This window comes from Yinghuangia soli, assembly GCF_021502675.1.
In the GTDB taxonomy this organism is placed as follows: Bacteria; Actinomycetota; Actinomycetes; order Streptomycetales; family Streptomycetaceae; genus Yinghuangia; species Yinghuangia soli.
In genome coordinates, this window is sequence record NZ_JAKFHA010000027.1 from 17,955 (window position 1) to 43,313 (window position 25,359).

The 25,359-nt window shown below is 71.7% G+C and carries 22 protein-coding genes and 1 tRNA gene; 12 read left to right on the plus strand and 11 right to left on the minus strand.

The window, feature by feature from the left end; translation table 11 throughout:
• Positions 1–82: 82 nt before the first annotated feature.
• Positions 83–607, minus strand: a complete 525-nt coding sequence (locus tag LZ495_RS32040) for a cell division protein SepF (protein WP_235056473.1) — start codon at positions 605–607, stop codon at positions 83–85.
• Between the two features lie 646 nt (positions 608–1,253).
• Between LZ495_RS32040 and LZ495_RS32045 the strand changes: the two genes are divergently transcribed.
• Positions 1,254–2,072: an AfsR/SARP family transcriptional regulator gene (locus LZ495_RS32045; RefSeq protein ID WP_235056474.1), complete on the plus strand. Its 819-nt coding sequence runs from the start codon at positions 1,254–1,256 to the stop codon at positions 2,070–2,072.
• Between the two features lie 281 nt (positions 2,073–2,353).
• Here LZ495_RS32045 and LZ495_RS32050 read toward each other — a convergent pair whose 3' ends face one another.
• On the minus strand, positions 2,354–2,827 hold the full coding sequence (locus LZ495_RS32050; RefSeq protein WP_235056475.1) for a hypothetical protein: 474 nt from the start codon (positions 2,825–2,827) through the stop codon (positions 2,354–2,356).
• Between the two features lie 239 nt (positions 2,828–3,066).
• On the opposite strand from LZ495_RS32050, the gene LZ495_RS32055 reads away from it, so the two are divergent.
• Positions 3,067–3,570 (plus strand): DUF6325 family protein, encoded by a 504-nt coding sequence (locus LZ495_RS32055; protein ID WP_235056476.1) that lies wholly within the window; start codon positions 3,067–3,069, stop codon positions 3,568–3,570.
• Between the two features lie 702 nt (positions 3,571–4,272).
• Complete coding sequence (locus LZ495_RS32060) at positions 4,273–5,550, plus strand: WD40 repeat domain-containing protein (protein ID WP_235056477.1); 1,278 nt, start codon at positions 4,273–4,275, stop codon at positions 5,548–5,550.
• Between the two features lie 223 nt (positions 5,551–5,773).
• Here the strand turns inward: LZ495_RS32060 and LZ495_RS32065 are convergent, their stop codons facing one another.
• Together LZ495_RS32065 and LZ495_RS32070 are read right to left on the minus strand one after the other, a co-directional pair.
• Complete coding sequence (locus LZ495_RS32065) at positions 5,774–6,457, minus strand: class F sortase (RefSeq protein WP_235056478.1); 684 nt, start codon at positions 6,455–6,457, stop codon at positions 5,774–5,776.
• A 208-nt stretch (positions 6,458–6,665) separates the two neighbouring features.
• Entirely contained in the window at positions 6,666–7,175 is a 510-nt protein-coding gene (locus LZ495_RS32070; protein WP_235056479.1) for a hypothetical protein, read from the minus strand.
• A 570-nt stretch (positions 7,176–7,745) separates the two neighbouring features.
• Here LZ495_RS32070 and LZ495_RS32075 point away from each other — a divergent pair.
• On the plus strand, positions 7,746–10,373 hold the full coding sequence (locus LZ495_RS32075) for a tetratricopeptide repeat protein (RefSeq protein WP_235056480.1): 2,628 nt from the start codon (positions 7,746–7,748) through the stop codon (positions 10,371–10,373).
• A 61-nt stretch (positions 10,374–10,434) separates the two neighbouring features.
• Positions 10,435–11,397, plus strand: coding sequence for a Gfo/Idh/MocA family protein (locus tag LZ495_RS32080; RefSeq protein WP_235056481.1), 963 nt, complete (start codon positions 10,435–10,437; stop codon positions 11,395–11,397).
• A 106-nt stretch (positions 11,398–11,503) separates the two neighbouring features.
• Here LZ495_RS32080 and LZ495_RS32085 read toward each other — a convergent pair.
• Positions 11,504–11,580: transfer RNA gene (locus LZ495_RS32085), tRNA-Lys, on the minus strand.
• A gap of 213 nt (positions 11,581–11,793) precedes the next feature.
• Here LZ495_RS32085 and LZ495_RS32090 point away from each other — a divergent pair.
• On the plus strand, positions 11,794–12,579 hold the full coding sequence (locus tag LZ495_RS32090; protein WP_235056482.1) for an SDR family NAD(P)-dependent oxidoreductase: 786 nt from the start codon (positions 11,794–11,796) through the stop codon (positions 12,577–12,579).
• 116 nt (positions 12,580–12,695) lie between these two features.
• On the opposite strand, the gene LZ495_RS32095 is transcribed toward LZ495_RS32090, so the two are convergent.
• Positions 12,696–13,337 (minus strand): TetR family transcriptional regulator, encoded by a 642-nt coding sequence (locus LZ495_RS32095; RefSeq protein ID WP_235056483.1) that lies wholly within the window; start codon positions 13,335–13,337, stop codon positions 12,696–12,698.
• Between the two features lie 107 nt (positions 13,338–13,444).
• Between LZ495_RS32095 and LZ495_RS32100 the strand changes: the two genes are divergently transcribed.
• From LZ495_RS32100 to LZ495_RS32110, 3 genes are all read left to right on the plus strand, one after another.
• Positions 13,445–14,401 (plus strand): sigma-70 family RNA polymerase sigma factor, encoded by a 957-nt coding sequence (locus LZ495_RS32100; protein WP_235056484.1) that lies wholly within the window; start codon positions 13,445–13,447, stop codon positions 14,399–14,401.
• A gap of 588 nt (positions 14,402–14,989) precedes the next feature.
• Complete coding sequence (locus LZ495_RS32105) at positions 14,990–15,391, plus strand: antibiotic biosynthesis monooxygenase (RefSeq protein WP_235056485.1); 402 nt, start codon at positions 14,990–14,992, stop codon at positions 15,389–15,391.
• A gap of 246 nt (positions 15,392–15,637) precedes the next feature.
• Positions 15,638–16,357 carry a hypothetical protein gene (locus tag LZ495_RS32110; RefSeq protein WP_235056486.1) on the plus strand — a complete coding sequence of 240 codons (720 nt, stop codon included), beginning with the start codon at positions 15,638–15,640 and terminating at the stop codon, positions 16,355–16,357.
• A gap of 138 nt (positions 16,358–16,495) precedes the next feature.
• Here LZ495_RS32110 and LZ495_RS32115 read toward each other — a convergent pair whose 3' ends face one another.
• Both LZ495_RS32115 and LZ495_RS32120 read right to left on the minus strand, forming a co-directional pair.
• A complete protein-coding gene (locus LZ495_RS32115) occupies positions 16,496–17,641 on the minus strand; it encodes an S-adenosylmethionine:tRNA ribosyltransferase-isomerase (protein ID WP_235056487.1) in 1,146 nt (381 codons plus the stop codon).
• Positions 17,638–18,483, minus strand: a complete 846-nt coding sequence (locus LZ495_RS32120) for an SDR family NAD(P)-dependent oxidoreductase (RefSeq protein WP_308268672.1) — start codon at positions 18,481–18,483, stop codon at positions 17,638–17,640. The genes LZ495_RS32115 and LZ495_RS32120 overlap by 4 nt, the downstream gene beginning before the upstream one ends.
• A gap of 111 nt (positions 18,484–18,594) precedes the next feature.
• Between LZ495_RS32120 and soxR the strand changes: the two genes are divergently transcribed.
• Positions 18,595–19,053 carry a redox-sensitive transcriptional activator SoxR gene (gene soxR / locus LZ495_RS32125; RefSeq protein WP_235056488.1) on the plus strand — a complete coding sequence of 153 codons (459 nt, stop codon included), beginning with the start codon at positions 18,595–18,597 and terminating at the stop codon, positions 19,051–19,053.
• A 59-nt stretch (positions 19,054–19,112) separates the two neighbouring features.
• Positions 19,113–20,546: a M48 family metallopeptidase gene (locus LZ495_RS45070; RefSeq protein WP_235056489.1), complete on the plus strand. Its 1,434-nt coding sequence runs from the start codon at positions 19,113–19,115 to the stop codon at positions 20,544–20,546.
• Between the two features lie 15 nt (positions 20,547–20,561).
• Here the strand turns inward: LZ495_RS45070 and LZ495_RS32135 are convergent, their stop codons facing one another.
• A complete protein-coding gene (locus LZ495_RS32135) occupies positions 20,562–21,524 on the minus strand; it encodes a phosphotransferase family protein (RefSeq protein WP_235056490.1) in 963 nt (320 codons plus the stop codon).
• Entirely contained in the window at positions 21,521–22,366 is an 846-nt protein-coding gene (locus tag LZ495_RS32140) for an SDR family oxidoreductase (protein WP_235056491.1), read from the minus strand. Before LZ495_RS32140 ends, LZ495_RS32135 begins: the two co-directional genes overlap by 4 nt.
• 247 nt (positions 22,367–22,613) lie before the next feature.
• On the opposite strand from LZ495_RS32140, the gene LZ495_RS32145 reads away from it, so the two are divergent.
• Positions 22,614–23,516 (plus strand): alpha/beta hydrolase, encoded by a 903-nt coding sequence (locus LZ495_RS32145; RefSeq protein WP_235056492.1) that lies wholly within the window; start codon positions 22,614–22,616, stop codon positions 23,514–23,516.
• A gap of 129 nt (positions 23,517–23,645) precedes the next feature.
• On the opposite strand, the gene LZ495_RS32150 is transcribed toward LZ495_RS32145, so the two are convergent.
• Positions 23,646–24,977, minus strand: a complete 1,332-nt coding sequence (locus LZ495_RS32150; protein ID WP_235056493.1) for a polysaccharide deacetylase family protein — start codon at positions 24,975–24,977, stop codon at positions 23,646–23,648.
• Positions 24,978–25,359 lie beyond the last annotated feature (382 nt).

Below are 25,359 nucleotides of genomic sequence, written 5' to 3' on the forward strand. Positions count from 1 at the left end.
GCAAGCGGCGAGGGCCCGTCCGCGGTGTGCGGACGGGCCCTCGCCGTGGTCGTGTGCGGGCGGCTGCTGCCCCCGGGCCGGATCAGGCCTGGTTGAAGAAGCCGTCGTGGTTGTTGCTGCCCGGGTCTCCGGTCAGCAGTGCGACGTCGCCCGGCAGCAGGAGGAAGACCCGCTTGGCGAGACGCTCTATCGTGCCTCGGCGGCCGAACGTCAGCCCCGACGCGAAGTCGACGACGCGCTTGGCGTCCGACTCGTCCATCGCGGTGAGGTCGATGATGACCGGGATGTCCTGACGGAAGTACTCGCCTATTGCGCGAGCCTCGTGGTAGCTCTTCGGGTGTACGACCGAGATCCGCGAGGTCGGCTTGACCAGTTCGGCCGCAGCCGCGGCGCGGGCCGCGAAGATCTCCGACGCCGGCACGACGCTCCCTTCCAAGGGGCGGGAGCGGTCCTCGGGCTCGTCGTCGTAGACCCAACCGGCGTCCACGTCGTCGTCCTCGTCGTATGACCCTGTGTCGTACGCGCCCCTGCCGGTGCGGTACATGTCGTCGTCCTCGTCCCCCGAACCGAGCCCGAGCCAGGAGCCGGCCTTGCGCAGCGCGCCCATGGGCACCTCCCTCTCCGCTCGTCCCGGCCCCGTCCGGGCTATCTCTTCGTCCTCCACTCGACCGCACTGTATGCCAGCACCCGGCCCGTTGGGCCGAGCGACGCGCGCGCCGGGTGGACATTTGTCGACCTGAGATAAACCGGGGCCGAAAGAGCCCCTCATCGTCCCGCAGCGGGCACGGGGGATCCAGCGGGATTTCCCTCATACCGGCGAATCGTCGGGAAACGCGGCCCCGGCGAGTCGGAGCGGTGGTACGTGCCGCCGTACGTACCACCGCTCCGATCGGGGCGGGCCGGTCCCGCGTCCCGGGCTCCTGGCGGGAGCCCGGGACGGTTCCGGCCGCCCGGTTCCGGGGCGGTCCGGCGCTCGGCACCGGGCCGCGGTTCCTGCTCTCGGGGGTGCCTGTGTCGGCGCCCCCCGCCATGCTTGTCGGGGGGTGCCTTGGCGGGCGCCCTCTGCTCCTTTCGCTCCTTTTCGAGGTGCCGCGGTGCGCGCCTCTACTCCTTCGAGTCGCGCGGGGCCAGGAAGGTTCCGATGTTGTCCCGACTCCCGGGGGCGGGCTGCGTTTTCGGGATAGGCACGGACGGCGGCACGTGTCGACTTCCTAGCCTGCCGGGGAGTCGGCTGACAGCCAGGGGGAGGTCGGATGGCGCACAGTGCCGGAGTCGGCGTGCTGGGCCCGCTCGAAGTGCGCGCCGCAGGCACGCCCCCGCACGGCCTCTGGCAGCCGGTGCCCGGGGCCCGGCCGCGCTCGCTGCTGGCCCGGCTGGCCGCCGCGTCCGGACGCGTCGTGCTCACCGAGCGGCTGCTCACCGAGGTGTGGCCGGATGAGCCGCCTGCCATGCGTGCCAAGGCAGTTGCGCAAGTGGTGCACCGGTTACGGAAGTTGATCGGGGATCGGCAGGGCGTGCTGATCGCGACCCGGCCGCAGGGGTACGAACTCCGAGTACCGGACGTGGAGATCGACGCGGTTCTCGCCGGCCTGCTGGTGGAACGCGGCCGGGCGCGCCTGGCCTGCGGCGACCCGGTGGGTGCGTCGGCGCTGCTGGGCCGGGCGCTCGGCATGTGGCGCGGCGATCCGTACGACGGGGTCGACATGGCCGACCCGGCCGGCCCGGTGGCCTGCCACGGCGCGCACCTGGCCCGGCTGCGCGTGACCGCGCTGGAGGCGCGCATCGACGCGGACCTCGCGCTCGACCGGCACCGCGAGGTCGTCGACGAACTGTCCAACCTGATCGCCGCCGATCCGCTGCACGAGCCTTGGTGGCCGCGGCTCATGCTGGCCCTGGACGGCTGCGGGCGGCGCGGCGACGCGCTGTACACGTACCAGCGGCTGCGCGCCCTCCTCGTGGACGGCCTCGGCATCGAACCCGGTCCCGAGGCGCGCCGCGTGCACCGGCGGATTCTGGCGGGCGACGACCTCGGCAAGGAGTGCGGCTGCGTGTGCGGGTGCTGCTGCAGCTGACCGGCGTGCGCGGGCACCTTCGTGCCAGGGCGCCTTCGTGCCGGGAAGCTGCGTACCGAGCTCCTGGTTACCGGGCTCCCGGGTACTGAGCTCCTGCGTCCGAGCCGGCGGTGTTTCCGGGCGCGGCCCGGCGGCCGCTGCAACAGCCGCCGCGCCGCACCCCGTGCCGCCCGCGGGGGACGGGCGGTGCCCGGCCGGACGTCCGGATCGCCGTCCGGGGCCCGACCGGGGCAGGCTGCTCCGTTCAGGGGATCAGGGATCAGGGATCGGGGGTCAGGGGATCAGGGGCAGGCCGTGACCAGGGGCGACCAGATCACGCGGCTCTCGTACCAGTAGTAGCCGGTGGACGCGAAGACGTTGATGCAGCTCGACGCGGTGATCTTGTTCAGCGGGCCCTTGCAGAACCGGGTGCTGTAGGTCGGGAAGCTGCTCGCCGCGCAGCTGTTGGCGCCGCCGTTGCCGCCTGCCGCGTCGATGACCGAGATGCTGTTGATCGGCGGCAGGTAGCGGGTGCCGGTGCTGGTGTTGTAGGCGATCACGTACGCCTGCGCGTAGCCGCCGCCCCACGCGATGCAGCTCTGGATGGCCGAGTCGCTGGTCAGGTACGTCGGGTCCGAGCACTTGGCGTTGCCGAGCTGCGGGTACGAGGTGCCCCAGCTGACCGCGGCGGCCGAGGCACTGGTCTGCGTGGCCGCGGTGAGCGCGATCGCAGAGGCGAGCAGGCCGACGGCCTTGCCGATCTTCGAGCGGAGCATACGGAGCCCTTTCGGGGGAGACGCCGGCGGCGGGGGGCACCGCCTGACCTGACACGTGATCAGGCCCGCATGATGCTGGCGGCCGCTGGTTCCACACCGGTTCCACGCCGGTTCCACCGCGGTTCCACGTCGGAGCGGGTGTGCCGGGGGTGCCAGGGGTGGGTGCCGAGCGGATGCTGGGGGCCCGTATCCGCATGCGCGCCGGGCCGTACCGCCTTAGCGTGGAAGGCGTATCCGGGATGCGCAAACCGCTGGAGGAGGCCATGCACATGGGCGAGCTGGGACCCGTCGACGCGATCGTGCTCGGATTCCCGGGCCAGCGGTTGACTCCGTCGGTGCTGGACGCGGTCGACGAGGTGGAGGCCCGCGGCGACGTCCGGGTCATCGACATGCTGATCGTGGTCAAGGACGTGCACGGCGAGATCAGCCACCACGAGATCAGCGAGTACGAGGACCTGCGCGACATGGCCGCCGAGGTGGCCGCCCGGCGCATGCTCGGCCTGGCGGGGGAGAGCGACGCCGAGCAGATCGGGCTGATCATGCCGCCCGACTCGCTGGTGGTCGTGGTCTTCGTGGAGAACGTGTGGGCCCGGGAGGTCGCGGTCCGGATCCGCGAGGCGGGCGGCCGGCTGCTGTCGTACACCCGTTTGCCGCAGGCGACGCTGGACGACATGGAAGACCAGATCGAGACCGCGGCGGCGATGGGCGGCGGCGACAACGGCCCGGAGCAGCGCGACGTTTGAAGAGGGGGACGGGGCCGCTACCTGCGCACCCCGGCCGACGGCCTCCGCCGCAGGGCAGGCTGCCGCGTGAGAATCCGGACGCGGCACCGCGCCCACAAGAAGGGCACTCGGGGCCCGGGCCGCCGCTGAGCTCCTTCGCTGAACGGGTTTGCCGCTGAGCGGCTCCGGCCTTGTGGCATCCCGCTCGCTGTGCCGCATCCCGGTCGGCTGTGCCTCGCTCCGGCCTTGTGCCGCACCCCGGTCGGTTGTGCCTGTGCTCCGCCCTTTGTGCCGCACTCCGGTCGGCTGTGCCTCGCTCCGGCCTTGTGCCGCGCCCCGCTCGCTGTGCCGCATCCCGGTCGGCTGTGCCTCGCTCCGGCCTTGTGCCGCGCCCCGCTCGCTGTGCCGCATCCCGGTCGGCTGTGCCTCGCTCCGGCCTTGTGCCGCACCCCGCCCGCTGTGCCGCATCCCGGCCCGCTGCGCCGCGCTCTGCCCCGCTGTGCCGCGCCTTGCCCCGCGCCCCGTGCCACGCCCCGCCGCCCACGCCGCCGACGCCGCGCCACACCGTGCCATACCGGTCCATCGCCGGCCCGGAACTCCGCCCCACAACCCATTCGTTGTGGAATGCAAGGGGCCCACCCACTTTGCCCGCCCCTGACGTCCCTTTCCACCGACCAATGCCATCGCGGCGGCCCCCTGCCGCGGCCCCCTACCGTGTCCGCCATGCAGCGAACCGACGAGCCGCCGACCGTGCTCCTCACCCGGCACGACTCCCCGCTCCCCAAGCACTGGCGACTCACCCGCGACGGCACCCGCATCACCCGCGAGTCCTGGACCGGAGCCGGCAAACCGCGGTCCACCTCCCGGCACATCGACGGCCCACCCGCTGCCGCGGCCCAGGAGTTCCGCAAGCAGGTGCGCCGCAAGATGCACGAAGGCTTCGCCGTCCTGCGCGTCCCCGACGCAGCCCGCCCGGGCGATCTCCTGCTCGAGTGCACGGTCCCGAACCGGTACGTCTCCAGCGCCTTCGACCTGCGCCCCGACGGCGCCGAGGTCGCCGTCGCGACCAGCCTCCGGGACGGCTCCGGCGCCGAGATCCACCTGATCGACGTGGCAACCGGCGTACGCCGCCCGGTCCACACCGAGCCCGCAGCGGGGCCGCACGGCACCCGGGCGTACACCGTCCTGCACGCGCTGGGCTACGACAGCACCGGCACCGCACTCGTCTTCGCCCTCGACGGCGAGACGCGCCGACTGGACCTGCGCACCGGCGAAATCCGCGTGCTCGCCTCGTACCGGCACCTGCACGACGCGCACTTCAACCCCTACCGCCTCGAACCCGAGTGGGACGCCTCCCGCACCCGCCTGCTCGTCTTCGACACCGGCGACACCGTCCGCATCCAGGACGCCGACGGCACCGCCCTGTTCGCCCTGCCCGTCGCCGACCCCGTCACCGGCCCCGCCACCGAGTGCCGCGCGGCCGCGCTGTCGCCGTCCGGCCGCCTGCTCGCGCTCTACCGGCCCAGCCACGGCAGCATGCACAGGTACGGCGACGCCATCGAAGTGTGGGACGTCGACACAGGCACCCTCCGCAGCCGCATCCAGGTACCGGCGCCCTACCCGGACAACCGACTGGACCGCATCGGCTTCGACCCGGACGAGAAGCTGATCGTCGCCAATATCGAGCCCGCGCAGGGCCCGTTCGCCTTCTCAGCAGAAACCGGCGAACTGGCCTGGCACACTCCGGCCGCCACCCGGACCGAGCCCGACGACCCCTGCTTCACCTGGGCGTACGCACCCGACGGCAGCCTTCTGGCGATCGGACGGCAACGCGCCGACCGCGGCATCGACCTGCGCGACGCGACGACCCGCGAGCCGGCGCCGATCACCCTGGAACGCATCGAAGGGCACCGCGTGCGCAGGCTGGTGTTCTCCGCCGACAGCAGGATCCTCGCGGCCGGCGGCGATTCGGACCTGCTGACCGTCCGCAAGATCCGATAGCCCCCAAGCCGCCCAAGCCGCCAAGCCGCCAAGCCGCCCAAGCCGCCAAACCGCCTAAGCCGCCCGAGCCGCCCGAGCCCGCAAGCCGCCCAAGCCGCCAAACCGCCCAAGCCGCCAAACCGCCTAAGCCGCCCGAGCCCCCAAGCCGTTCGGGCCCCCAAGCCGTTCGAGCCGCACCACGCGACACCCATCCGCACCCGGCCGCACGAACCCGACCGATTCCTCAGCCCCCGGCCCGCGTCCCGACAAGCCGCGCGAACGCGACCACGTTCGACTGGTAGCCGCCCGCTTGCCTGTCGTACGCGCCGCCGCACGTGATCAGCCGCAGCTGCGCGTCCTCGGTGTCCGCGTACACCCGCTCGCTCGGGAAGTCCTTCTTCTCGAAGACCTCGACCGACTCGATGCGGAACGTCGCCACCACACCGTCCGCCCGGGTGATGTCGGCGGTGTCCCCGGGCCGCAGCTCACCAAGGCCGAAGAAGGCCGCGGGGCCCGTCTTCGTGTCCACGTGCGCGACCACGATCGCCGTCCCGGGCGAGCCGGGCGTGACGCCGTCCTGGTACCAGCCCGCCACGTTGCGGTCGTCCGGATCCGGCACGGCAAGTTCACCGGACGCCTCCAACGACAGCCCCACGAGCGGCGCATTCGTCCCGATCTTGGGAATCGCCACCCGCACCGGAGCCGACGGCGGCAGCACCGCCGGGGCCCCCGCCGCCGGGTCGACCGCAGCCTGCGCGTCCGGGGTGATCGCTCCGTACGGACGAGCCGCGGACGCAGGCGGCTGCGGCGGCCCGCCCCCGTCCCCGCCCGGCGTCCGGGAAACCAGCAGGCCGCCCGCGAGGACGACCAGTACGGCAACAGCCAGCAGCATCCGGAATCCGCGTCCGGACTTCGACTCGGCGGCCAACAGGTCCTCCTGAAAGGGCGGTTCGGCAAAGTCGGCAGGCCCTACCCGAAGGCGGGCCCCGAAGAGCCCGCCCCGCAAATCCCGGTGCCGAAGCCGGGAATGCGGGACGGGCTCTGGAACTGCTCCACCCGACGAGTGACGCGGCGCGCCGCCGGTGCGTGAGCGCGGTGCAAGGAAGACGCGCGGCCGGCCCGTCAGGCCCGGGTCGCTACGCCGTGGGGCTGGAGGAACTGCGGCGGCGCAGCGCGTACACGGCAAACGCGCCACCACCGAGCAGCAGCGCACCGCCGGCCGACAGGCCCGCGGTTTCAGTCTCGGCAGTGCCGCCCGAACCCGCCTTCACGCCGCCCGTGGGCTTGGTCGTGGGCGTGGTCGGCTTGGTCGACGTGCTGCCGGTCACCGAGAACGAGCCGGACGCCGACTTGCCGTTGCCGCAGGTCAGCTTGACGCCGTACGACCCGTTCGGCACTTCCTTCACGGTCCCGGAGCCGACCATGGTCTGGGTGCCCTTGGACAGCGTGATCGTGCCGAAAGCCTCGGAGGTGGCACTCGCCGCCGTGCCGGCGCAGAGGTTGCCGTCGTTCACGGTGACCTTGGTGCCCGGGCTTCCGGACCCGGGAAAGACTTCTGCCCCCTGGGCGTGGGCGGCGGTGGGCGCGAGAGCGAGCAGGGCTATCGCGGAAGAAGCGCCAAGGACGTAAGTGCAGGAACGACGCATGACAGGTGAGTCCTTTCGGCGTCTGCGGCGGGCGCGGCCGTCGATGACCGCGGGGGACCCCGCAGTGCCTCACTCATCTTCAACGGGCTTTCCGGACATTGCATCTCGAAATCCATCAAACAGACACGTATTGACTGAAGGTCAAATGATGCCCCGTCACCCGATCGGCGCATCCGCAATCCGCCAGGAGTGCCCCTTTTGCCCCGCCCCGAACGGCGGCCCGGCTGGTGCCCCCCGCATGACTGTCCGAATCCTTGACCCGAATCACCCCATGAACATGGCCCTACCGCGTCCGCAACTCGAAGCCACCACCACCAACAGGCCCATGCAGCACGGCATTCGCTGCGCGATCCACCGCCGCCAGGAGCCCGCTGTAGGAGGCCTCACGCCGGAACGGGAGTCGCTGCGCCGCCAGTTGCCCCCGACGCTGATCTCCTGGTCACCGTTGTTGTTCCCAACCGATCGGAAGCCGTTCACTGCCCTGGGGTGCGCGGTCGCGCTACGGTCGTCTATGGGGGTCTCGGTGGGCCGCCGACGACGTGTCCGCGTGCTGTCGCCTGAGGGGACCGGATGACACGACTGAACTTACGCGCCGCCTTCATGAGTGGTGCTTCATCAGCTGTCGCCGCACAGCAGGTGTTCACCAATCGAGTCGACGAGGTGGCTGCCTTTCGGCGGTCGCTGACTGCGCTGCACCAGTCCCTGGCCGATGCGCCCATCTCGCCCGTGGTCGACCGGATACAAGGACGCCGCAATGTCCTCTCGTACTACGGGGTGGGCGGGATAGGAAAGACGACGCTCTCCCATGAACTGGAGCGTCTCTTCCTCACCGCCGCCCAGGACGACGGACGGCAGGACGTCGTGGCCGTGCGCATCGATCTTTCCGAGGACGGCGCCTCGGACCTTGAAGGCGTTCTCTTACGCCTGCGCGCCGGCTTGGGGCAGTTGGGAAGCCGCTGGCAGGCGTTCGACTTGGCGCTTGCCGCGTACTGGGAACGCGCCCATCCGGGGGAACCCCTGCAGGAGTTCCTGGACTCCTCGCCGGCAATGCGCCGAGCTTCGCGGAGCGTCGGTCTGAACGAACAGTTCACGTCCAACGTCGGTGCCGTCCTCCCGCCCGACCTGGGCGGACTCGTCGGCATCGCGCAGCGCGCGGCCCTGGGCACCTACCGGGCGATTCGGGACCGCGTACGCGAGGGGCGACTGCTCTCGGACTGCGACTTGTTCGCGGAGTTGGTCGAGGCAGAGGCCGACTACGAGACGCTCTCGTACTTCCCCTACTTGCTGGCCTGGGATCTGGACCGCCAGACCAAGCGGGGCAAGCGACCTCAGGTCTGCGTCTTCCTGGATACCTTCGAAGCCCTGGGCGGGGCGGCGGACCGCACGGCCGAGCGGTTCCTGCAGCGGTGCGTGTACCTGATGCCGAACGTCCTGTTCGTGGTCACCGGCCGCAACCGGATCGACTGGGCCGACCACGGCACCAGTGGCGAGCTCGACTTCACGGGCCCGCAGTGCTGGCCGTCCCTGCACTTCAGCAACGACACGGACGAACCACGGCAGCATCTCGTCGGTTACCTGTCGGACTCCGACGCCGACAGCTTCCTCCGCGAGGCCCTCACCGAAGACGGTGCACCCGCGATGCCCGCGCCGGTCCGTGAACGCATCATCTCCGGTGGTCAAGGACTACCCCTCTACCTGGACCTTTCCGTCTCGCATTTCGTCGAGTTGCTCGCCCGTGGAGCACAGCCCTCGGTCGACGACTTCGGAGGATCGTTCACCGCCGTCGCCACACGGTCCATCCGGGACCTCTCCCAGGAGGAACGCGACCTCGTCCGTACCGCGGCGTTGATCGACCGAGTCGATGCAGCGCTGCTCCGCGCAGGCCAGCCCTCGCTCTCGGATGGGCGCATCGCCCGCTTTCTCCGGCGTCCGTTCCTGACCCACGACGATGCCTACGAACGCCCGTACGCCCTCCACGCCGCACTCCGCCACGCCATCGGAGAGGCCGACCAGGGACTCCCGGACGGCTGGTCCGATCGCGACCGCGCCGAGGTCGCCAACCGGCTGCTCAGGTGGCTCGGCAGGCAACTGGAACCTGACACGGGACGTGTGCTCGTGGCCCAAGCACTCGAGTCCGGCCTCAGACTGTCGGGCTCGTACGGAATCTTCGAAGACTGGATGGTCCGCGCAGCCCAGCGCCTGGTCGAGGCCGGCCAATGGACGAGCATCGGCGCGGGCCTCGCCGGCGGCTCGACGGGTTCTCCGGAATTCAGGACGATCTCCGCTGCGATACAAGGTGTGCACCTGCGCCGGACCGGGCGCGCTCCAGAGGCCGTAGCGGTCCTGGACGGCGCCCAGGCAGGAATCGGCAGCGGGAGTCTTGCCGCGCATTTCGTCCAGCTTCACCTCGCGCATGCGCTGCGGAACGCGGGTGACTACAAGCGGGCCGCGGAGATCTACCGCGACCTGCTGGGCGGAGAGTTTGATGCCGCTGCGCGCTACTGGCTCTGCGATTACGACTACCTCAATGGACGCTTCGTCGCAGCCTTGGAGGCACTGCGAAGTGAACGTGCCGGCAACGCGGCTGAAGAAGGCGAACGGCTGCGGTTGATCGGGCACATCTGGCGTGTCAACGCGCGGTTCGCCGAAGCCACGGACGCCTACACCCAGGCGATTGCGCTGGCCCGAGGTGAAGGATTGGCTGCGGCCGAGGCGAAGGCGCAGGCCAACCTCGCCCAGACCGCCTGCTGGTCCGGAGACGCATCGACGGTGGCTGCCGCCGCGGAGCGCGCGCGGGAACTGCTGGACCTTGTCCCGAACCCGGTGGAGCTCGTCAAGGTCCGTTCTGCCGAGGCCGTTGCCGCAGCGATGGGCGAGGACCACGCGGCAGCCCGCCGGACGGTCGCCGACACCCGGCGGCTGACGGACGGAATCGGGTACCGCGGGGGCCACAACCTGGCCGACGTCGCGGAGATCCTCCTCAACGTGCGCGCGGGTGACTACGAAGCCGCTCGCCGCTTACGTGCCGAACTGGATGAGCGCACGCGTGCATCCGGTGGCAACGTCTACTGGGTACCGGTCGCCACGTCCTGGATCGACGGTGTCGATTCCGCGGCGCAAGACCCGCACGCTGTCGACTGGGTGGACGGCCCCGAGGCGGCCTTGGGGCGCTGGGCGCAGGCGGTGGTTCAGAGGTGACGGTCCGCGTACGGCAGAGCCCCGCGCACGCAGGGCTTTCACGACAGGAGCAGCAGAACAGTTGAGTGGTTCGGTACAGGTCGGCCTGGTCGGCCTCGGGCACATCGCGGAGACCCACCTCGAAGTCCTCGCAGGACTGCCAGACGTCTCCCTGGACTTCACCGTCGATCCGCACCCGGACGGACCGGTCGACTTCCGCGGAGGCACGCCACCGCACTACGGCGGCGTCGCAGAAGCGCTCGAGGTCCACCAGCCCGACCTGGTCGTGATCGCCACACCCACAGACACCCACGCTGACCTCGCCGAACAAGCGCTCGCCCTATCGTCCGCTCGCGTGCTGGTCGAGAAGCCTCTTGTCCACGACCTCGCCGCGCTCGACCGGCTGCGGGCGCTGGACGCCAAGGCCGACGTACGCGGCCGCGTGTTCACCGCACATCACTTCGCCTTCTCACCCGAAGTGCGATGGGCTGCCCAGCAGCTCGGCGAGCATCCCGAATGGGGACCGGTCACCACGATCACCTCGGCATTCCATGACCCGTACATCCTCCGCGGCGAGCAGGCCTTTGCCTCGTACGGATCAAGCTGGATGGACTCCGGGATCAACCAGCTCAGCGTGCTGGCCGGCCTGGTTGACCTGACGAGCCTGACGTCCGCGACGCAACTCGACGGCGGCGCGAGCGCGTGGTGCACCTTCGCCTTCAAGTCACGTGGCGCGACAGGAACGGCAAGGCTGCGCACCAGCTGGCTGACCGGCTCCAGCAGCAAGGAGACCGTCATCGCCTTCGGGGAATCCGGTGTGGAGGTATGGATCGACCACACCGCAATGACCGGTTTCGCCGCCCGCGGCGAGACGCTCCTGGCCGCGCACACCGACGACGGCCGGACCCCAAGGAAGCACGCCCACTACCGGCCGCTCTACGAGAGCCTCCTGTCCGACCACCCCGACACCGTGCTCGGCTTCGACGCCGCAGTGACCGTGACACAGCTCCACCACGCAACGCCGCCGGCGTCTGCGGTCGAGTAGCCGATGGCTGTCGGCGATGACAGGGCGCTGCCGCTCCTGATCAGGGACGGCAGACGCGCCGAAAAACGACCAAGGCCATCCGTACGAATACGGATGGCCTTGGACTTGGTGCGCCGCCAGGGACTCGAACCCCGGACCCGCTGATTAAGAGTCAGCTGCTCTAACCAACTGAGCTAGCGGCGCGTGCTGCGTGGAAAATAGTACCCGATCTCCGAGGGTGCTCGACACCGCATTAACGGCGGGTCGCGGGGGGCGGCGCCGAGCGGGCGTCAGGGGCCTCCGGGGCGGGTTCAAGCGGTGGGTGTGTGCGGGCGCACTACGGCGGACTGATTGACATCGCGGGCGGGCGCGCGTAGATCTGACGGGTAATCAGATCAAGGTGTGAGGAGCGCGCCCATGACCGGTTTGGCTGAGGATTTCGCGACGAAGACCGGCGCGGCGGTCGTGGTCGGCGCCAGTGGCGGCCTGGGAGCGGCGATCGCCCGCATGCTCGCGGAGCGCGGCAGCGACCTGGTCCTCACCTACCGCAGCAATGCCGGGGCGGCCGACGAGATCGCCGAGGAGGTCCGCACCAAGCACGGGCGCCGTGCCAAGACGTGGAAGGCGGACCTGACGGACGCCGCCGGGGTGGCCGCGGTGCTCGACGAGGCGGCCGCGGAGTTCGGCGGGATCCACACGCTGGTCTACGCGTCCGGCCCGCACGTGCCGATGATCCACCTCAGCCGCGTCTCGCCCGAGCAGTTCAAGGGCCAGATCGACAACGACGCGGTGGCCTTCTTCAACCTCGTGCACCCCGCGCTGCCGCACCTGCGGGTGAGCAAGGGCAGCATCGTCGCGGTCACCACCGCGGCCACCAAGCGTTATCCGATCCGGGACGGGCTGTCCTCGGCGCCCAAGGGCGCGGTCGAGCAGACCGCGTGGGCGCTGGCCGCCGAGGAGGGCCGGTTCGGGGTCCGGGTCAACTGCGTCGGCCCCGGCATGCTGACCGAGGGCATGGCCGCCGAGCTGATCGGCAGCGGTGCGCTGGACGAGCGCGCCCTGGACGTGGCCCGCAACAACATCCCGCTGCGCACGTTCGGCGTCGCCGCCGACATCGCCGAGGCGGTCTGCTTCCTGGCCTCCGACCGGGCCGGCTTCATCAGCGGCCAGAAGCTGGACGTGGATGGCGGGTACGGCGTCTGAGGATGCCGGCGCGGGCTGCTGCCTGCGACTTGCGGCGCGCCGAGTGCGCGCTGCGTGCTGTACGACTTCGAGAGGCGGCCCGCAGGCGCGGGCCGCCCCTCGGCGTTCGTCCGGGGCTACGGCCGTACCGCGTAGTCGCCCAGCGCGCGGGTCAGCTGCGCGAAGGCCGCTTCGGTGCTGTCCCGGACCGCGGCGGCGATCGCATCGTCCGGTTCCCCGTCGCGGGTGCGGCGCTGCAGTTCCTGGAACAGGGCCCGGTGTACACCGCCGATCTGCGCGGCGGCCAGCTTCGGTACGAGGTCGCCGGCGTCGGCACCCGTCTCCGCGGCCAGGACGTCAGCCAAAGCCTCTTCGCGCTTGTCGTGCAGTTCGCGCAGCCGGGCGACCAGCGTCGGGCTCGCCGCGACCATGCGGGCGAACGGCTCGCCGCTGAAGCCGAGCACCGGGTTGCGGGTGGCCAGGGCCTCCCGGAACGCCTCGTGCAGCGCGCCGACCGCGGACACGCCCGGCGAGCGCGCCGCGACGGTCGCGGCCAGGCTCGCGACGAAGGCGTCCGCATGGTCCAGCGCCAGGTCCTCCTTGCGGGGGAAGTAGTTCGTGACGGTCATCTTGGCCACCCGCGCGGCGCCCGCGATGTCCGCGATCGTCGTCGCGTCGAAGCCGTTCTCGATGAACAGCCGGGTGGCGTGGTCGGAGATCGCCTGCCGGGTCTCCAGCTTCTTCTGGGCCCGCAGCCCGACCGCTTCTCGCGTGCTCATGGGGGTCATCCTCGCATAGGTCCGACACTTTTTTGGGTCGGATCTATTTTTAGGGTTGACAGTCTCTGGTGTCGATCCTAAATTTAGGACCGACCTAAGGAGATGCTTTGACCACTGCCGCCACCGCCGCTCCCACGACCGCCACCGCCACCACTGCTGTGCAGGCCGACCCCGCGGCCGCCTACCTCAAGGCGATCGGGCGCACCCGGCTGCTGGACGCGGCGGCCGAGGTGGAGCTGGCCCGGCAGATCGAGGCCGGGCTCTTCGCCCAGGACCGGCTCGACACCGCGGACGGCCTGACCGCCGCCGACCGCGCCGACCTGGAATGGCTCGCCGCGGCCGGCCGCATCGCCAAGGACCGCATGGTCGAGGCGAACCTGCGCCTCGTCGTCTCGGTGGCCAAGCGCTACATGTACACGGGCATGCCGCTGCTCGACCTCGTGCAGGAGGGCAACATCGGGCTGATCCGCGCGGTCGAGAAGTTCGACCACACGCTCGGCTTCAAGTTCTCCACCTACGCCACCTGGTGGATCAAGCAGGCGGTGCACCGCGCCGCGGACGACCAGTCCAGGACCATCCGCGTCCCGGCGCACATGGCCGAGCTGATCGCGAAGGTCGCGCGCACCCGCCGCGCGCTGGAGACGGCCCTGGGCCGCGAGGCCGCCCCCGCCGAGATAGGCGCCGAACTCGGCCTGACCGCAGACCGCGTCACGGAGGTCCTGGCGTACGACCGGGCTCCCGTCTCGCTGCACGCCCCGCTGGGCGAGGACGGCGGCGAACTCGGCGACCTCGTCGAGGACACCGCGGGCCCGTCCGTCGAGGACTCCGTCACCGGCGCCACGCTCCGCGCGCAACTCGACCAGGTGCTGGCGGAGTTGACCGAGCGCGAGGGCGAGGTCCTGGCGCTGCGCTACGGCCTGGCCGACGGCGAGGTGCACACCCTCGACGAGGTCGGCCGGACGTTCGGGGTCACCCGCGAGCGCATCCGGCAGATCGAGAAGAAGGCCCTCGCCAAGCTGCGCCTCCGCCCGCGCGCCGAACTCCTGCGCGACTACCTCGCCTGACAGGGCCGGAGCCGGACCTGCCGCCGCCGTACTTGCCTGCCCCTTGAGAAGAGGAACGCCTTTGCTCGCCCGCCCAGGTGCACGTGCTTCGGCCGCCATGCCGAAGCTGTCCGTCGTCCCTGCGGTCCTTGCCGCCCCTGCTGTTCGTGAGGAGTCGCTTGTGTTCACCCGTACTGCCGCGGTTGCCGCGGTTGTTGCCGTTGCCGGCTTCGGCCCCGTCAGGACCTCGGCCGCGGAGGCCCGGCCCGCCGGCGTCCTGAGCGCCGCCTTCGCCACCACGGCGACCGCCGCCAAGCCGCGACGGAACGGCTCCGCCGCAGGCCACCGCGCTTTGATGCCCACCCACGCCGCCCCGGCCGCCGCCAGGTTGCCGCACCGAGGCCGGGCCCGGTGATGCCGCCGCCCGCTCCCGTGAGCGGTCCGGTCGAAGGCCCCTGATGCCTCGGTGCAACGGGGGCCTTCGTCGCCCGCGGAATAGCCGGACACCCGGCGCGGCTTGAGTGATCCGCGGCGTTCGCCGCACCACGATCGTCTTGATGTCCGCGCCCGGCGGCGCGGCCCGCCCGCTCACGGATTACGGAGTCGTCGATGCCCACGCTGCCCTGGACCGTCCCCAACCCGCCGCAGGGCGAGACCGCGCTCGTCATGGCCTCGCGCTTCGAGGTACGCAGCCTCAAGGACGTGCCGCGCTTCTTCCTCAAGTCGCTGTCCGCCTGGCGCCAGGTACGCAGCGCCCCCGGCTGCTTCGGCGCCTCGCTCGTCGCGAGACCCTTCGCGCGCACCTTCCTGACGCTCTCCGCATGGGACGACCGCGCCTCGCTCATGGCCTACAACGCCACCGACCCGCACAAGAGCATCGTCACCGCGATGCGCCCGACGATGAAGACGTCCGTCTTCGTGTTCTGGAACACCGGCACGGCCGACCTCCCCGTGACGTGGGCGGAGGCCGAGCGCCGCATCGCGGAGAAGTCCGCGGAAGGCGCGGCATAACGCGTACGTCCGCGGCGTCTTCGCCACCGCGGACGGGCTGACGGCACGGTCACCTGGCTCCCGATCACCTGCCTGATCACCCGGCGACCGAACACCCGACGGCTGGCGTACCGGCGACCCTGCGACCCTGCATGACACGGAACCGTTTCGGTTGGCGCACGAATCCGACCGTCCTGTGGCCGGTTCGCCCGCTGGTCGTGTTCCGTTGCGGACACGGCCGCTCGGCCGACCAAAACGGGGGCCGCCATGTCCGGACAAGCATCCGCCGCCCAGCCCGCGTACTGGCGCCCGCCGCCGCGCGAACTTCCCACCAGCCCGGCGCGATTGGCCAGACTGGCGGTGGCAGCCTGCTGCGGCACCCTCGCCTTCGCCGCGGCGAACGTGTACGCGTCCCTCGTGTACCGGGACTGGCGCGCCGAGCTGGCGGCCCGCATCGACGACCCCGCGGAGCGGGCCGAGCTGGCCGACGCGAGTCTGATGATCCGGACCGGCAACGGCGCGACGCAGTGGGCCGGGCGCCTGATCGTGCTCGCCTTTGCCGCCATGGTGGCGCTTCTCGTGTGCTGGGCGGTCGCGGCGCAGCGCAACCGCCGCGCCTTCCGGCACCCGCGCCCGGGGTTTGTGGCCTGGCCCCGGGACGAATGGGAACGGGAGGCCAAGCAGGCCGCCCGGCTCCGCATCGGCCCGATTCCGCTCGCCTGGCTGTGCCTGGCGGTGTTCGCGGTCGTGTTGTTCCTGCGGGCCATCGGTCCGATGAGCCACTACTACGACGAATCGACTCTCCAGCAGCTGGAGATGGAGACCGACTACGTGGGGGAGCGGATCGTCTACGCGCTCACCCACGCCGGCTGCGCACTCGCGGCCGGCGTCGTCGTCCTGCGGACCACCCGGCGCCAGTTGGCGGCACTGCGTCGAGCCGAGCAGCCCGGCGGCGCGGATGCGGAAGCGCCGCCACCTGCCTCCTGACGGCGCCCGACGCCCGGCATCCGGCGCCCGGCGCCCGGCGCCCGGCGCCCGGCGTACGACGTACGGCCGTGCCCCGCGCCGGTCAGAGCGCGGGGCACGGGGCGAGGTGCAGCACGAGGCAGGAAGACGGCGACGGCCTCACCGCAGCAGCAGGCTGGAGTCGCCGAACTCGTGCCACAGGTAACCGTGTTCGAGAGCCGCCTCGTACGCCCGGCCGACCACGTCCGGGCCTGCCACCGCCTCCAGGAGCAGCAAGTGCGAGGCGTCCGGCGCGTGCAGGCCGCTGATCAGGCCGTCCACCACATATGCGGGGCGGTCCGGGCCGAGTACCAGGTCGGTCCAACCCTCGCCGGGCAGGATGCTCCCGTCCGGCAGCGCCGCGCTCTCCAGCGCGCGGGTGGCGGTGGTGCCGACCGCGATGACGCGGCCGCCGCTGCGCCGGGTCAGTTCGACCAGCCGGGCGGTCTGCTCGGGTACGCGGTAGCGCTCCGGCAGCGGCGGTTCGCCGGCCTCCAGCGAGGAGACGCCGGTGTGCAGGGTGATCGGCGCCACGACGACCCCGGAGGCGATCAGGTCGAGGACGATGTCATTGGTGAACGGGCGTGCCGCACTGGGCATTTCAGCGCTGCCCGGGTCGCGTGAGAAGACGGTCTGGTAGTGCGCGAGCGGCCAGCGGCCGCGCAGGTATCCGTAGGTGATCGGGCGGCCGTGCTCGGCCAGGTACGCGGGTACTCCGGCGGGCGCGTCGGTGCGCACCGCCCACAGCCTGCTGCCGGTGATCGTGCACGGGTCCGGGTACGCCGCGTCCACATGCAGCCGGACGCCGCCGGGCAGGAGCACCGCTTCGCCGACGCGGCCGTCCGGGATCGGGCCGCCCTTGTTGTCCGGCGGCCGCAGTTCGGCGAGCCAGCGGCCGTCGTCCAACTCGGTGGAGAAGTGCACGATCACACCGCGGCCGTCCTCGCGGACCGCGTCGACCGCGGCCGGGAGCGTGCCGGAGGTGTTGACCACCAGCAGGTCGCCGGGCCGCAGATGGGCGCCGAGTTCGCGAAACCGGGCGTGCCGGACGGTGATCTTGCCGCCGCCTGCGGCCTCGCCATCTTCGGCGCCACCGCCTGCGGCCCCGCCCCCTTCGGCCCCGCCCCCTTCGGCCCCACCGCCGTCGGCGACCAGCAGGCGGACGCCGTCCCGGGTCAGCCCCCGGGCCTCCGGCGGTTCTGCGGCGTGCAGTTCGTCGGGGAGGGAGAAGCGGGTCTGTGCGGCGGCCAGGTCGAGAACCTTCATCGCGGGACCTCCTCAAGCGTGACGGTGCTACTGCCGGACGAGTCACCGGAGTTGCCAGGACTGTCGGTCTTGCCGGTTGTGCCGGTCGTGTTACTCGTGTCGGTCGCGCCGGTCGTGCCGGCCGTGCCGGTAGCGCGGGAAGCGCCCCCCGCCGCGAAGCCGGAAGCACGGTGGCGTCCGCTCTCCGGGCGCCGGTCGAGCAGGTTCAGCAGCCCGGGCACGACAGTTCCCGGTTCGGGGCGGTCCGAGATGTCCTCGCCGGGGAACGCCTCCTGGTGCATCGCGGTGCGCATGTCGCCCGGGTCGACCGCGTAGAACCGCAGCTCCGGGTTCTCCGCGGCAAGGGTCCCGGTGATGTGGTCGAGGGCGGCCTTGGACGCGCCGTACCCTCCCCAGCCGGGGTATGCCTCCACCGAGGCGTCCGAGGTGACGTTGACGACGATGCCGCCGGCCGCGGCGAGTTGCGGCAGCAGCAGCTGGATCAGCGCCAGCGGCGCGACGGTGTTGATGCGGAAGGCCTCTTCGAGCGCCTGCGCCGGGTAGTCGGCGATCGCCGGGAGCGGGCTGATGCCGAGCGTCCCGGCGTTGTTCACCAGCAGGTCGAGAGAGCCGAGCGCGGCGACCGTACGGGCGATCTCGCGCCGGTGGTCCGGATCGGCGACGTCGCCGGTGACCGTGACGACCTTCGTCTCGGTACGCAGGTCGGCGGCCGCCCAGGCCAGCTCGTCGACGCCGCGGGCCGTGACGATGAGCGTCCAGCCGCGTTCGGCGAGGCCGTGGGCGAGGGAGAGGCCGAGTCCGCGGGAAGCGCCGGTGATGAGGGCGACGGGCATGAGGATCATCCCCAATTCCTGTGATGGTCCGTCAAGGAGCGGTTACGTCACCTATGCTGCAAGTTGAAGTTGACTTCAAGTCAAGGAATCTGCGCGAGGCGATGCAAGAAGGGCCCGGCCATGAAGGACACCGACCTGTTGACCGTCTCCGAGGTCGCCAAGCGCAGCGGCTTCGCGGCCTCGGCCCTGCGCTTCTACGAGCGCGAAGGCCTCATCGGCGCACTGCGCACCAGCGGGGGCCAGCGCCGGTACGAGCGCCACGTCCTGCGCCGGCTCGCCTTCATCCGGGCCGCCCGCCACGTGGGCCTCAGCCTCGACGAGATCCGCGCGGCGCTCGCCACCCTGCCCGCGTCGCGCACCCCCAACAAGGCCGACTGGGCCCGCATCTCGCGCAGCTGGCGGACCCGGCTGGACGAGGAGATCGCCGCCCTCACCACCCTGCGCGACGGCCTCGACCAGTGCATCGGCTGCGGCTGCCTGTCGCTGCAGCGCTGCGCGATCTCCAACCCGGACGACTCCGCGGCCCGCTTCGGCTCGGGCGCCCTCTATCTCCCGCAGGTGCTGCGCGAGGACCACTGACCGCCCGGCCCCGCCGGTAACCGCTTGCCTCCAACGAGTCGGATCATCACACTGTCCCGGTGATCCGACCTGACGAGACCGCCGACCCGTCCGCCGCCGCCCCTGCCGCGGCGCCGGACGGCACCGCAATCCCGCAGCAGGGCGCGCGGCCGGCGGCCGGCGCGGCCTCCGCCGCGACCCGCACGTACACCTGCCCGCGGCCCGGCTGCGGATGGTCGGGCAGCTTCGACCCGGCTTTCGTGGCCTGGTGCCGGCAGTGCAACCACGGCGCGGTGCCGTCGGCCGACGCGGTCACTCAGGCAGAAGCGGCTGCCATGCTCGGGCGCCGCGGGGCCGCGCGGGCCCTGCGGGCGGCCGAGGCGAGCCGTGCCCGCGCGGAGGCGCTGTACACCGAGCTGAGCTCGGGGGCCGACCCGCGCCCGGCCGCCGGGACGCGCTGGGCGGTCGCCGCTTTCGGACTGGCCGTGCATCTGCCGTTCGTGCTGATCGTGGCCGGTGCCGCCGCCTGGTTCGCCGCCGATCCGGGCAACTGGGTCGCCTGGCTCGGATGCGTCATGGCCGTGGGACTCGCCGGCGCGGTCCGGCCGCGCGTCGGCCGCGGCCCGCGCGGCCGCGACTGGCACCGCCGCGAGCAGATGCCCGCGCTGTTCGGCATCCTCGACACCGTCGCCGCGTCCGTCGGCGCGGCACCGCCGGACGCCGTCGCGTTCGACACCCGGGTCAACGCCGCCACCGGCCGCGCCGGCCTGCGCCAAGAGCGCTTCCTCGTCCTCGGCCTCCCGCTGTGGACGGTGCTGCGCGAGGACGAACGCGTCGCGCTCCTCGCCCACGAGTTCGCCCATCAAGTCAACGGCGACGCCACGCACGGCGTCATCGGCGGCAGCGCCCAGGCCAGCCTCGCCGAGTGGGAGGCGCTTCTCGACCCGCGGGCGGCCCGCGCCGCCGGCCACCACCGGAGCGGCGACGAAATCGGCTTCCTCATGAGCTTCGTGCAGACCTACCTGCTGCCCGTCCTGCTCTTCCCCTTCTACCTGTTCGCGAAGGGCATGCGCCGCCTGCACGGTCGCATCTGGACCGCCACCAAGCCGCGCGCCGAATACCTCGCGGACCGGCTGGCCGCCCGCGCCGCGTCGACCGATGCGGCGATGCGGCTGCTCGACGTCGTGGTCCTGGCCCCGCGCATCGACGGGTTCATCGACCGGCAGCGCGCCCGGACGACCTCCCGCCAGGGATCCGCGTCGCTGTGGGACGACCTCCAGGCCTACCTGGCGGTGCTCCCGGAACATGAGCGCGAGCGCCTCTCGCTGGTCGACGAGCAGACCGGCGCGTCGGTCGACGCCACCCACCCGCCGACGTACCTGCGCCGCCGGCTCCTCGCCGAACTCCCGGCGCAGCCCGGCGACGTACGCGTCGCACCGGAGCAGTGGACCCGCGCGGAGGCCGAACTCGACGCCGTGAAGCGGGAGAAGGCCCGCGACCTCACCGTCGGCTGATCGGCACTCCAGGGGTCAGCCGAGATCGGCGACCGCGTCCGCGACCAACCGCCGTGCGTACGCTCCCATTTCGTGCTGCGGTGGCCGTGTCGTGTCGACCAGCGAGCGCTGGTGGATGCCTTCGAGCAGCACGGCCAGCCGGAAGCGGGACAGCGTCACGTAGTAGGTGAGGTCCGGGACTTGGCGCCCGCTGCGTTCGGCGTACCGGGCGGCCATCTCGTCCCGGTCGCTGCCCTCGTGCGGACCGGTCTCGAACCAGATGCGCAGGAACGCGGCCAGGTCGAGCAGCGGATCGCCGATCGTCGCGGTCTCCCAGTCGACGATCGCGGCCACGCGCACCGGGGGTTCGGGGGCGATGAGGACGTTGCCGAAGTGGTAGTCGCCGTGCATGAGCACCGGTGTGAACGGCCCGGGCAGGTTGCCGGCCAGCCATGCGGCGACCTTCTCGATGCCCGGCAGGCCGTCGCCGCCGTAACTCGCGAGCTGCTTGCTCCAGCGCCCGACCTGCCGCTCGTGGAAGCCGTCCGGCCGACCCAGGTCGGCCAGGCCCAGCGCGTCCGGGTCGAGGGCGTGCAGGTCGGCGAGGGCGTCGACCATCGCGAGTCCGATCGCGCGGCCGTCGAAGCCCTCGGGCAGCGCACCGGGCATCGGCGCGAAGCCGCGGACCCGTTCCATCATGTAGAACACCGTGCCCAGCACCACGGGTTCGTCGCACAGGCCGATGACGCGCGGGTGCGGTACGCCGGTGCCGCCGAGCGCGTCCAGGATGCGGTACTCGCGGCGCAGCCCGTCCTCGGCACGGGCCATGGCGACGCCCGCGGGGCGACGCAGGACCCAGGAGTGGTCGCCGCGGCGTACCTCGAACATGGCGTTGGAGCGGCCGCCGGACAGCGGCGAATGGGCGATCGGCTCGCCGGCCGCCAGCCCCAGGCCGTCGAGCCAGGCGGCCAGCCGGCCGGGGTCCAGGAGGGAACTCATGTGGCCGCTCCGCGCAGGTTGTCGACGATCCCGTTGCCGCCGCTGCCGGTACGCCGGGTCGACGCGGCCCGGACCCGCGAGCCGCCGTCCACGATCAGGTCCGCCCCGGTGATCCAGGCGGCCTGCTCGGAGGCGAGCCACACCGCGGCGGCGGCGATGTCGCCGGGGATCCCGATGCGGCCCATCGGGATGCCGGACGCCGCGGCCGACTCGTCGGGCGCCCAGATGGCACGGGCCATCTGCGTCTTGACCAGGCCGGGGGAGATGGAGTTGACCCGCACGCCCGGGGCGAGTTCGCCGGCCAGCTGGCGGGTGAAGTGGGCGAGGGCGGCCTTGCTGGTCTCGTACGCGCCGATCATGGGGGCGACGCCGTACGTGCCCTCCGTGCTGATGTTGACGATCACGCCGCCGTGCTCGCGCATCCAGGCCCGCCAGACCGCCTGGGCGAACAGCAGCGGGCCTTCGAGGTTGACCTGGAACGTCTTGCGCCACGCGCCGATCGAGACGTCCATCAGCGGCCCGAACGCGGGATTCGTGGCGGCGTTGTTGACCAGCACGTCCACCCGGCCGAATTCGGCCACCGCGCAGGCGACGGCCGCCTCGACCTGCTCGGGCTCGCCCGCCGACCCGGCGAACGCGACCGCGCGCCCCGGGGCGCCGAGTTCGGCGAGCCCGGCCAGTGCCTCGTCCAGCTCGTGCTGCTTGCGGGCGGTCAGGCACACGTCGGCGCCCGCGCGCAGGAACGCCTCGGCGGTCGCCAGCCCGATGCCGCGGGAGGCCCCGGTCACCAGGACGGCCTGGCCGCGGAAGGACGGCGACGTCGGGTCGGCCGGTTCGTGCATGGGGGCACCGCCTCGCGTTCGGGGTCCGGGTCCGGGACCGGTACGCGGTACCTGACCTGCTGGAATGTCGGTCGATGCTAGGTGCGCCCCGGCTTGGTGTCCAGGTGCGTGGCATAGTCAAGTAACTGGGGCGGGGCATAAGCAGGCGGCACCTGCGGCCCGTCATTGCCGTACGGCATGACAACCGGAATGACCGGACCGCCCCTCGGCGGGACGGCACCGGGCACCGCCGTGGTTCGCTACAGCCATGATCACAACTGAGCGTGTCACCTTCGCCGTCGACGGCGTGGAGCTGATCGGCGAGCTGCGGCTGCCGGACGGCGCCGGACCGGACGCACCGGCGCCCGGACTCGTCTTCACCGGCCCCTTCACCGGCGTGAAGGAACAGGTCGCCGGCCTTTACGCGGCGGAGTTGGCGGCGCGCGGCTACGCGACGCTCGCCTTCGACCACCGCAACTGGGGCGAGTCCGGCGGCACCCCGCGGCAGCACGAGGACCCGCAGGCCAAGCTCGCCGACCTCGGCGCGGCGGTCAGCCTGCTGCGCGGCCGCCCCGAGGTGGACGCCGAGCGGATCGGTGCGGTCGGGATCTGCCTCGGCGGCGGCTACGCGCTGAAGTTCGCGGCGTTCGACCCGCGCGTGAAGGCCTTCGCGGGCATCGCGGGCGCGTACAACACCCCGTACGGCATGCGCAGCGGCTTCGGACCGGACAACTACCGCGCGGTGCTCGGCTCGTTCGCCGCCGCGCAGGAGACGATCGACAACGGCGGCGAGCACGAGTACCTGCCCGCGGTGGCCGCCGAGGGCGAGGCGGCGATGCCCGGCGACGAGCCGTTCGCGTACTACGGCACCGAGCGCAGCTTCTCGCCGCACTGGGAGAACCGCGTGACGCGCGTGACGCCGCGCGCGCTCATCACCGTCGACAACATGGCCGGGGCGGACTTCCTCGGGCCGACGCCGGGCCTGATCGTGCATGGCGTCGAGGACGCGTTCTGCTCGCCGGAGGGGGCCAAGGAGGCCCACGAGCGGATGACCGGGCCGAAGGAAATCGTCTGGCTGGACGCCAAGTTGCACATCGACCTCTACGACAACGCGCCGTATGTCGCCCAGGCCGTCGACGCCACCGAGCGGTTCCTGCGCACCCACCTCTGAGGCTCTCGGGATGTCTGCCGGGTCAATCGGCCCGGGCGTCCCGGACCTACCGCCCCCGGAACGCCGAGAGGGGTGCCCCGCGCTCGCGCGCCGGGCACCCCTCTCGTCGACTCCGGGTCGGGCCGCCGGTCAGCCGGCCGGCTTCACCCCTGCCGGGACCCCGGCCGGAACTCCCGGCGCCGGGGCGGCCGGAGCAGCCGGCGGAGCCGCGGGCGGCGCGGCCGGGTTGAGGAACGTCCCCCAGTCCGGCTTCTCGCCCACGTTCAGCTTCTGCAGCTTCGCCAGCACCGCCGGGTCCTGCGCGTCCAGCCAGTCGGCGAGCTGCCGGAACGACACGCAGCGCACGCCTTCCTTGGTGCACGCGGTCCGCATCGTCTTCTCGACGGCCTTCATGTAGATGCCGCCGTTCCAGCTCTCGAAGTGGTTGCCGATGATCAGCGGCGCCCGGTTCGAGGAGTAGGCGCGCTCGAAGCCGCCCATGAAGCTCTGGTACGCCTGCTCCTGCCACGCCCCGAAGTTCGACGGGTCGCCCTTGACGGTGCGCGACTGGTTCATCATGACGTTGTAGTCCATCGACAGGACTTCGAACTTACGGCCGGGGAAGGGGATCTGCTGCAGCGGCATGTCCCAGATCCCGTTGGCCTTCGCGGGCCAGACCTGGCGGCCGCCCGGGCCGCTGGAGTCGTACCGGAAGCCCATCTGCGGCGCAGCCTGCAGCAGGGCCTTCTGCCCCTCGAGGCACGGGGCGCGCCCGCCGACCAGCTCCTTCTTGTAGTCGAAGGGCAGCGGCGGCAGGTCGGTGATGCCGGTGGTGGACTTCCACGTCTGCACGAACTTCAGGGCCTGCTCGGTCTCCTTGGCCCAGTCGGCTGGCGACCACGAGCCGCCGCCGGTCGGGCCGCAGAAGTGGCCGTTGAAGTGCGTGCCGACCTCGTGGCCGTCCTTCCACGCCAGGCCGAGCTGCTCGATGGTGTCGCGCACTTCCTTCGGTTCGAGGAAGCCGATGTCGCTCTGCCCGACCGCCTTGTTCGGCCCCTGGTACTGCGCCCGCTGGCTGCCCGGCAGGACGTAGATGCCGCTGAGGAACAGCGTCATCGTCGCCTTGGACTCCTGGGCCACCTTGCGGAAGTGCGAGAACAGGTGCTGGTTGTCCTCGCCGACGCCGTCCCACGAGAACACCACGAACTGCGGCGGCACTTCGCCCGGCTTCAGCTTCTCGACCGGCAGCTGATTGGGCTGCGGGCCGGTGTGCGACGTCGAGCCGTCGCCGATCAGGGTGACCGCGCCGGCCGGCGGGGGAGCGGCCTGGACCTTCTGGCCGTCCTTGCCGCCGCCTTCCGCGGCCTTGGCGGTGTCGTTCTTGGCTTTCTTGTCGTCGCCGTCCTTGGCCAGGAACACGAATCCCACGGCGGCCAGGACCGCGACGACGACGAGCAGGGCTGCACCACGAGCGGAGCGCACGACTCACCTCGTCCGGAGGGTGAAGAGCAAATGGACCCTCACCGTACGGCGGCAATATCCGCTTTCTTGGGAAAAGCAATGACTCATTCGGGTGTGTCGCAATATGTTCATCCGTTAATAGTTGACCCCTGCATGTATATCCCCGCACAATCGAGGCAGACGCGGAGCGAACCCGCGTACCACGTGCAGTCGTTGCACGCGTGTGCGGCTGCCCGCACACCATGAGCCGGAAGGGAGAACCGCGATGCGCGAGCTGGTCCGCCACCGCATCTCCCACCTTCCGGTGCCCCCCGGCGCGCACTGTCACTGTCGCTGACCGACGCGCGCCGCCCCTCCCGTACGCCCTATCCGCGCCCGAGGCGCGGCGGTCGCGCGCATCCGC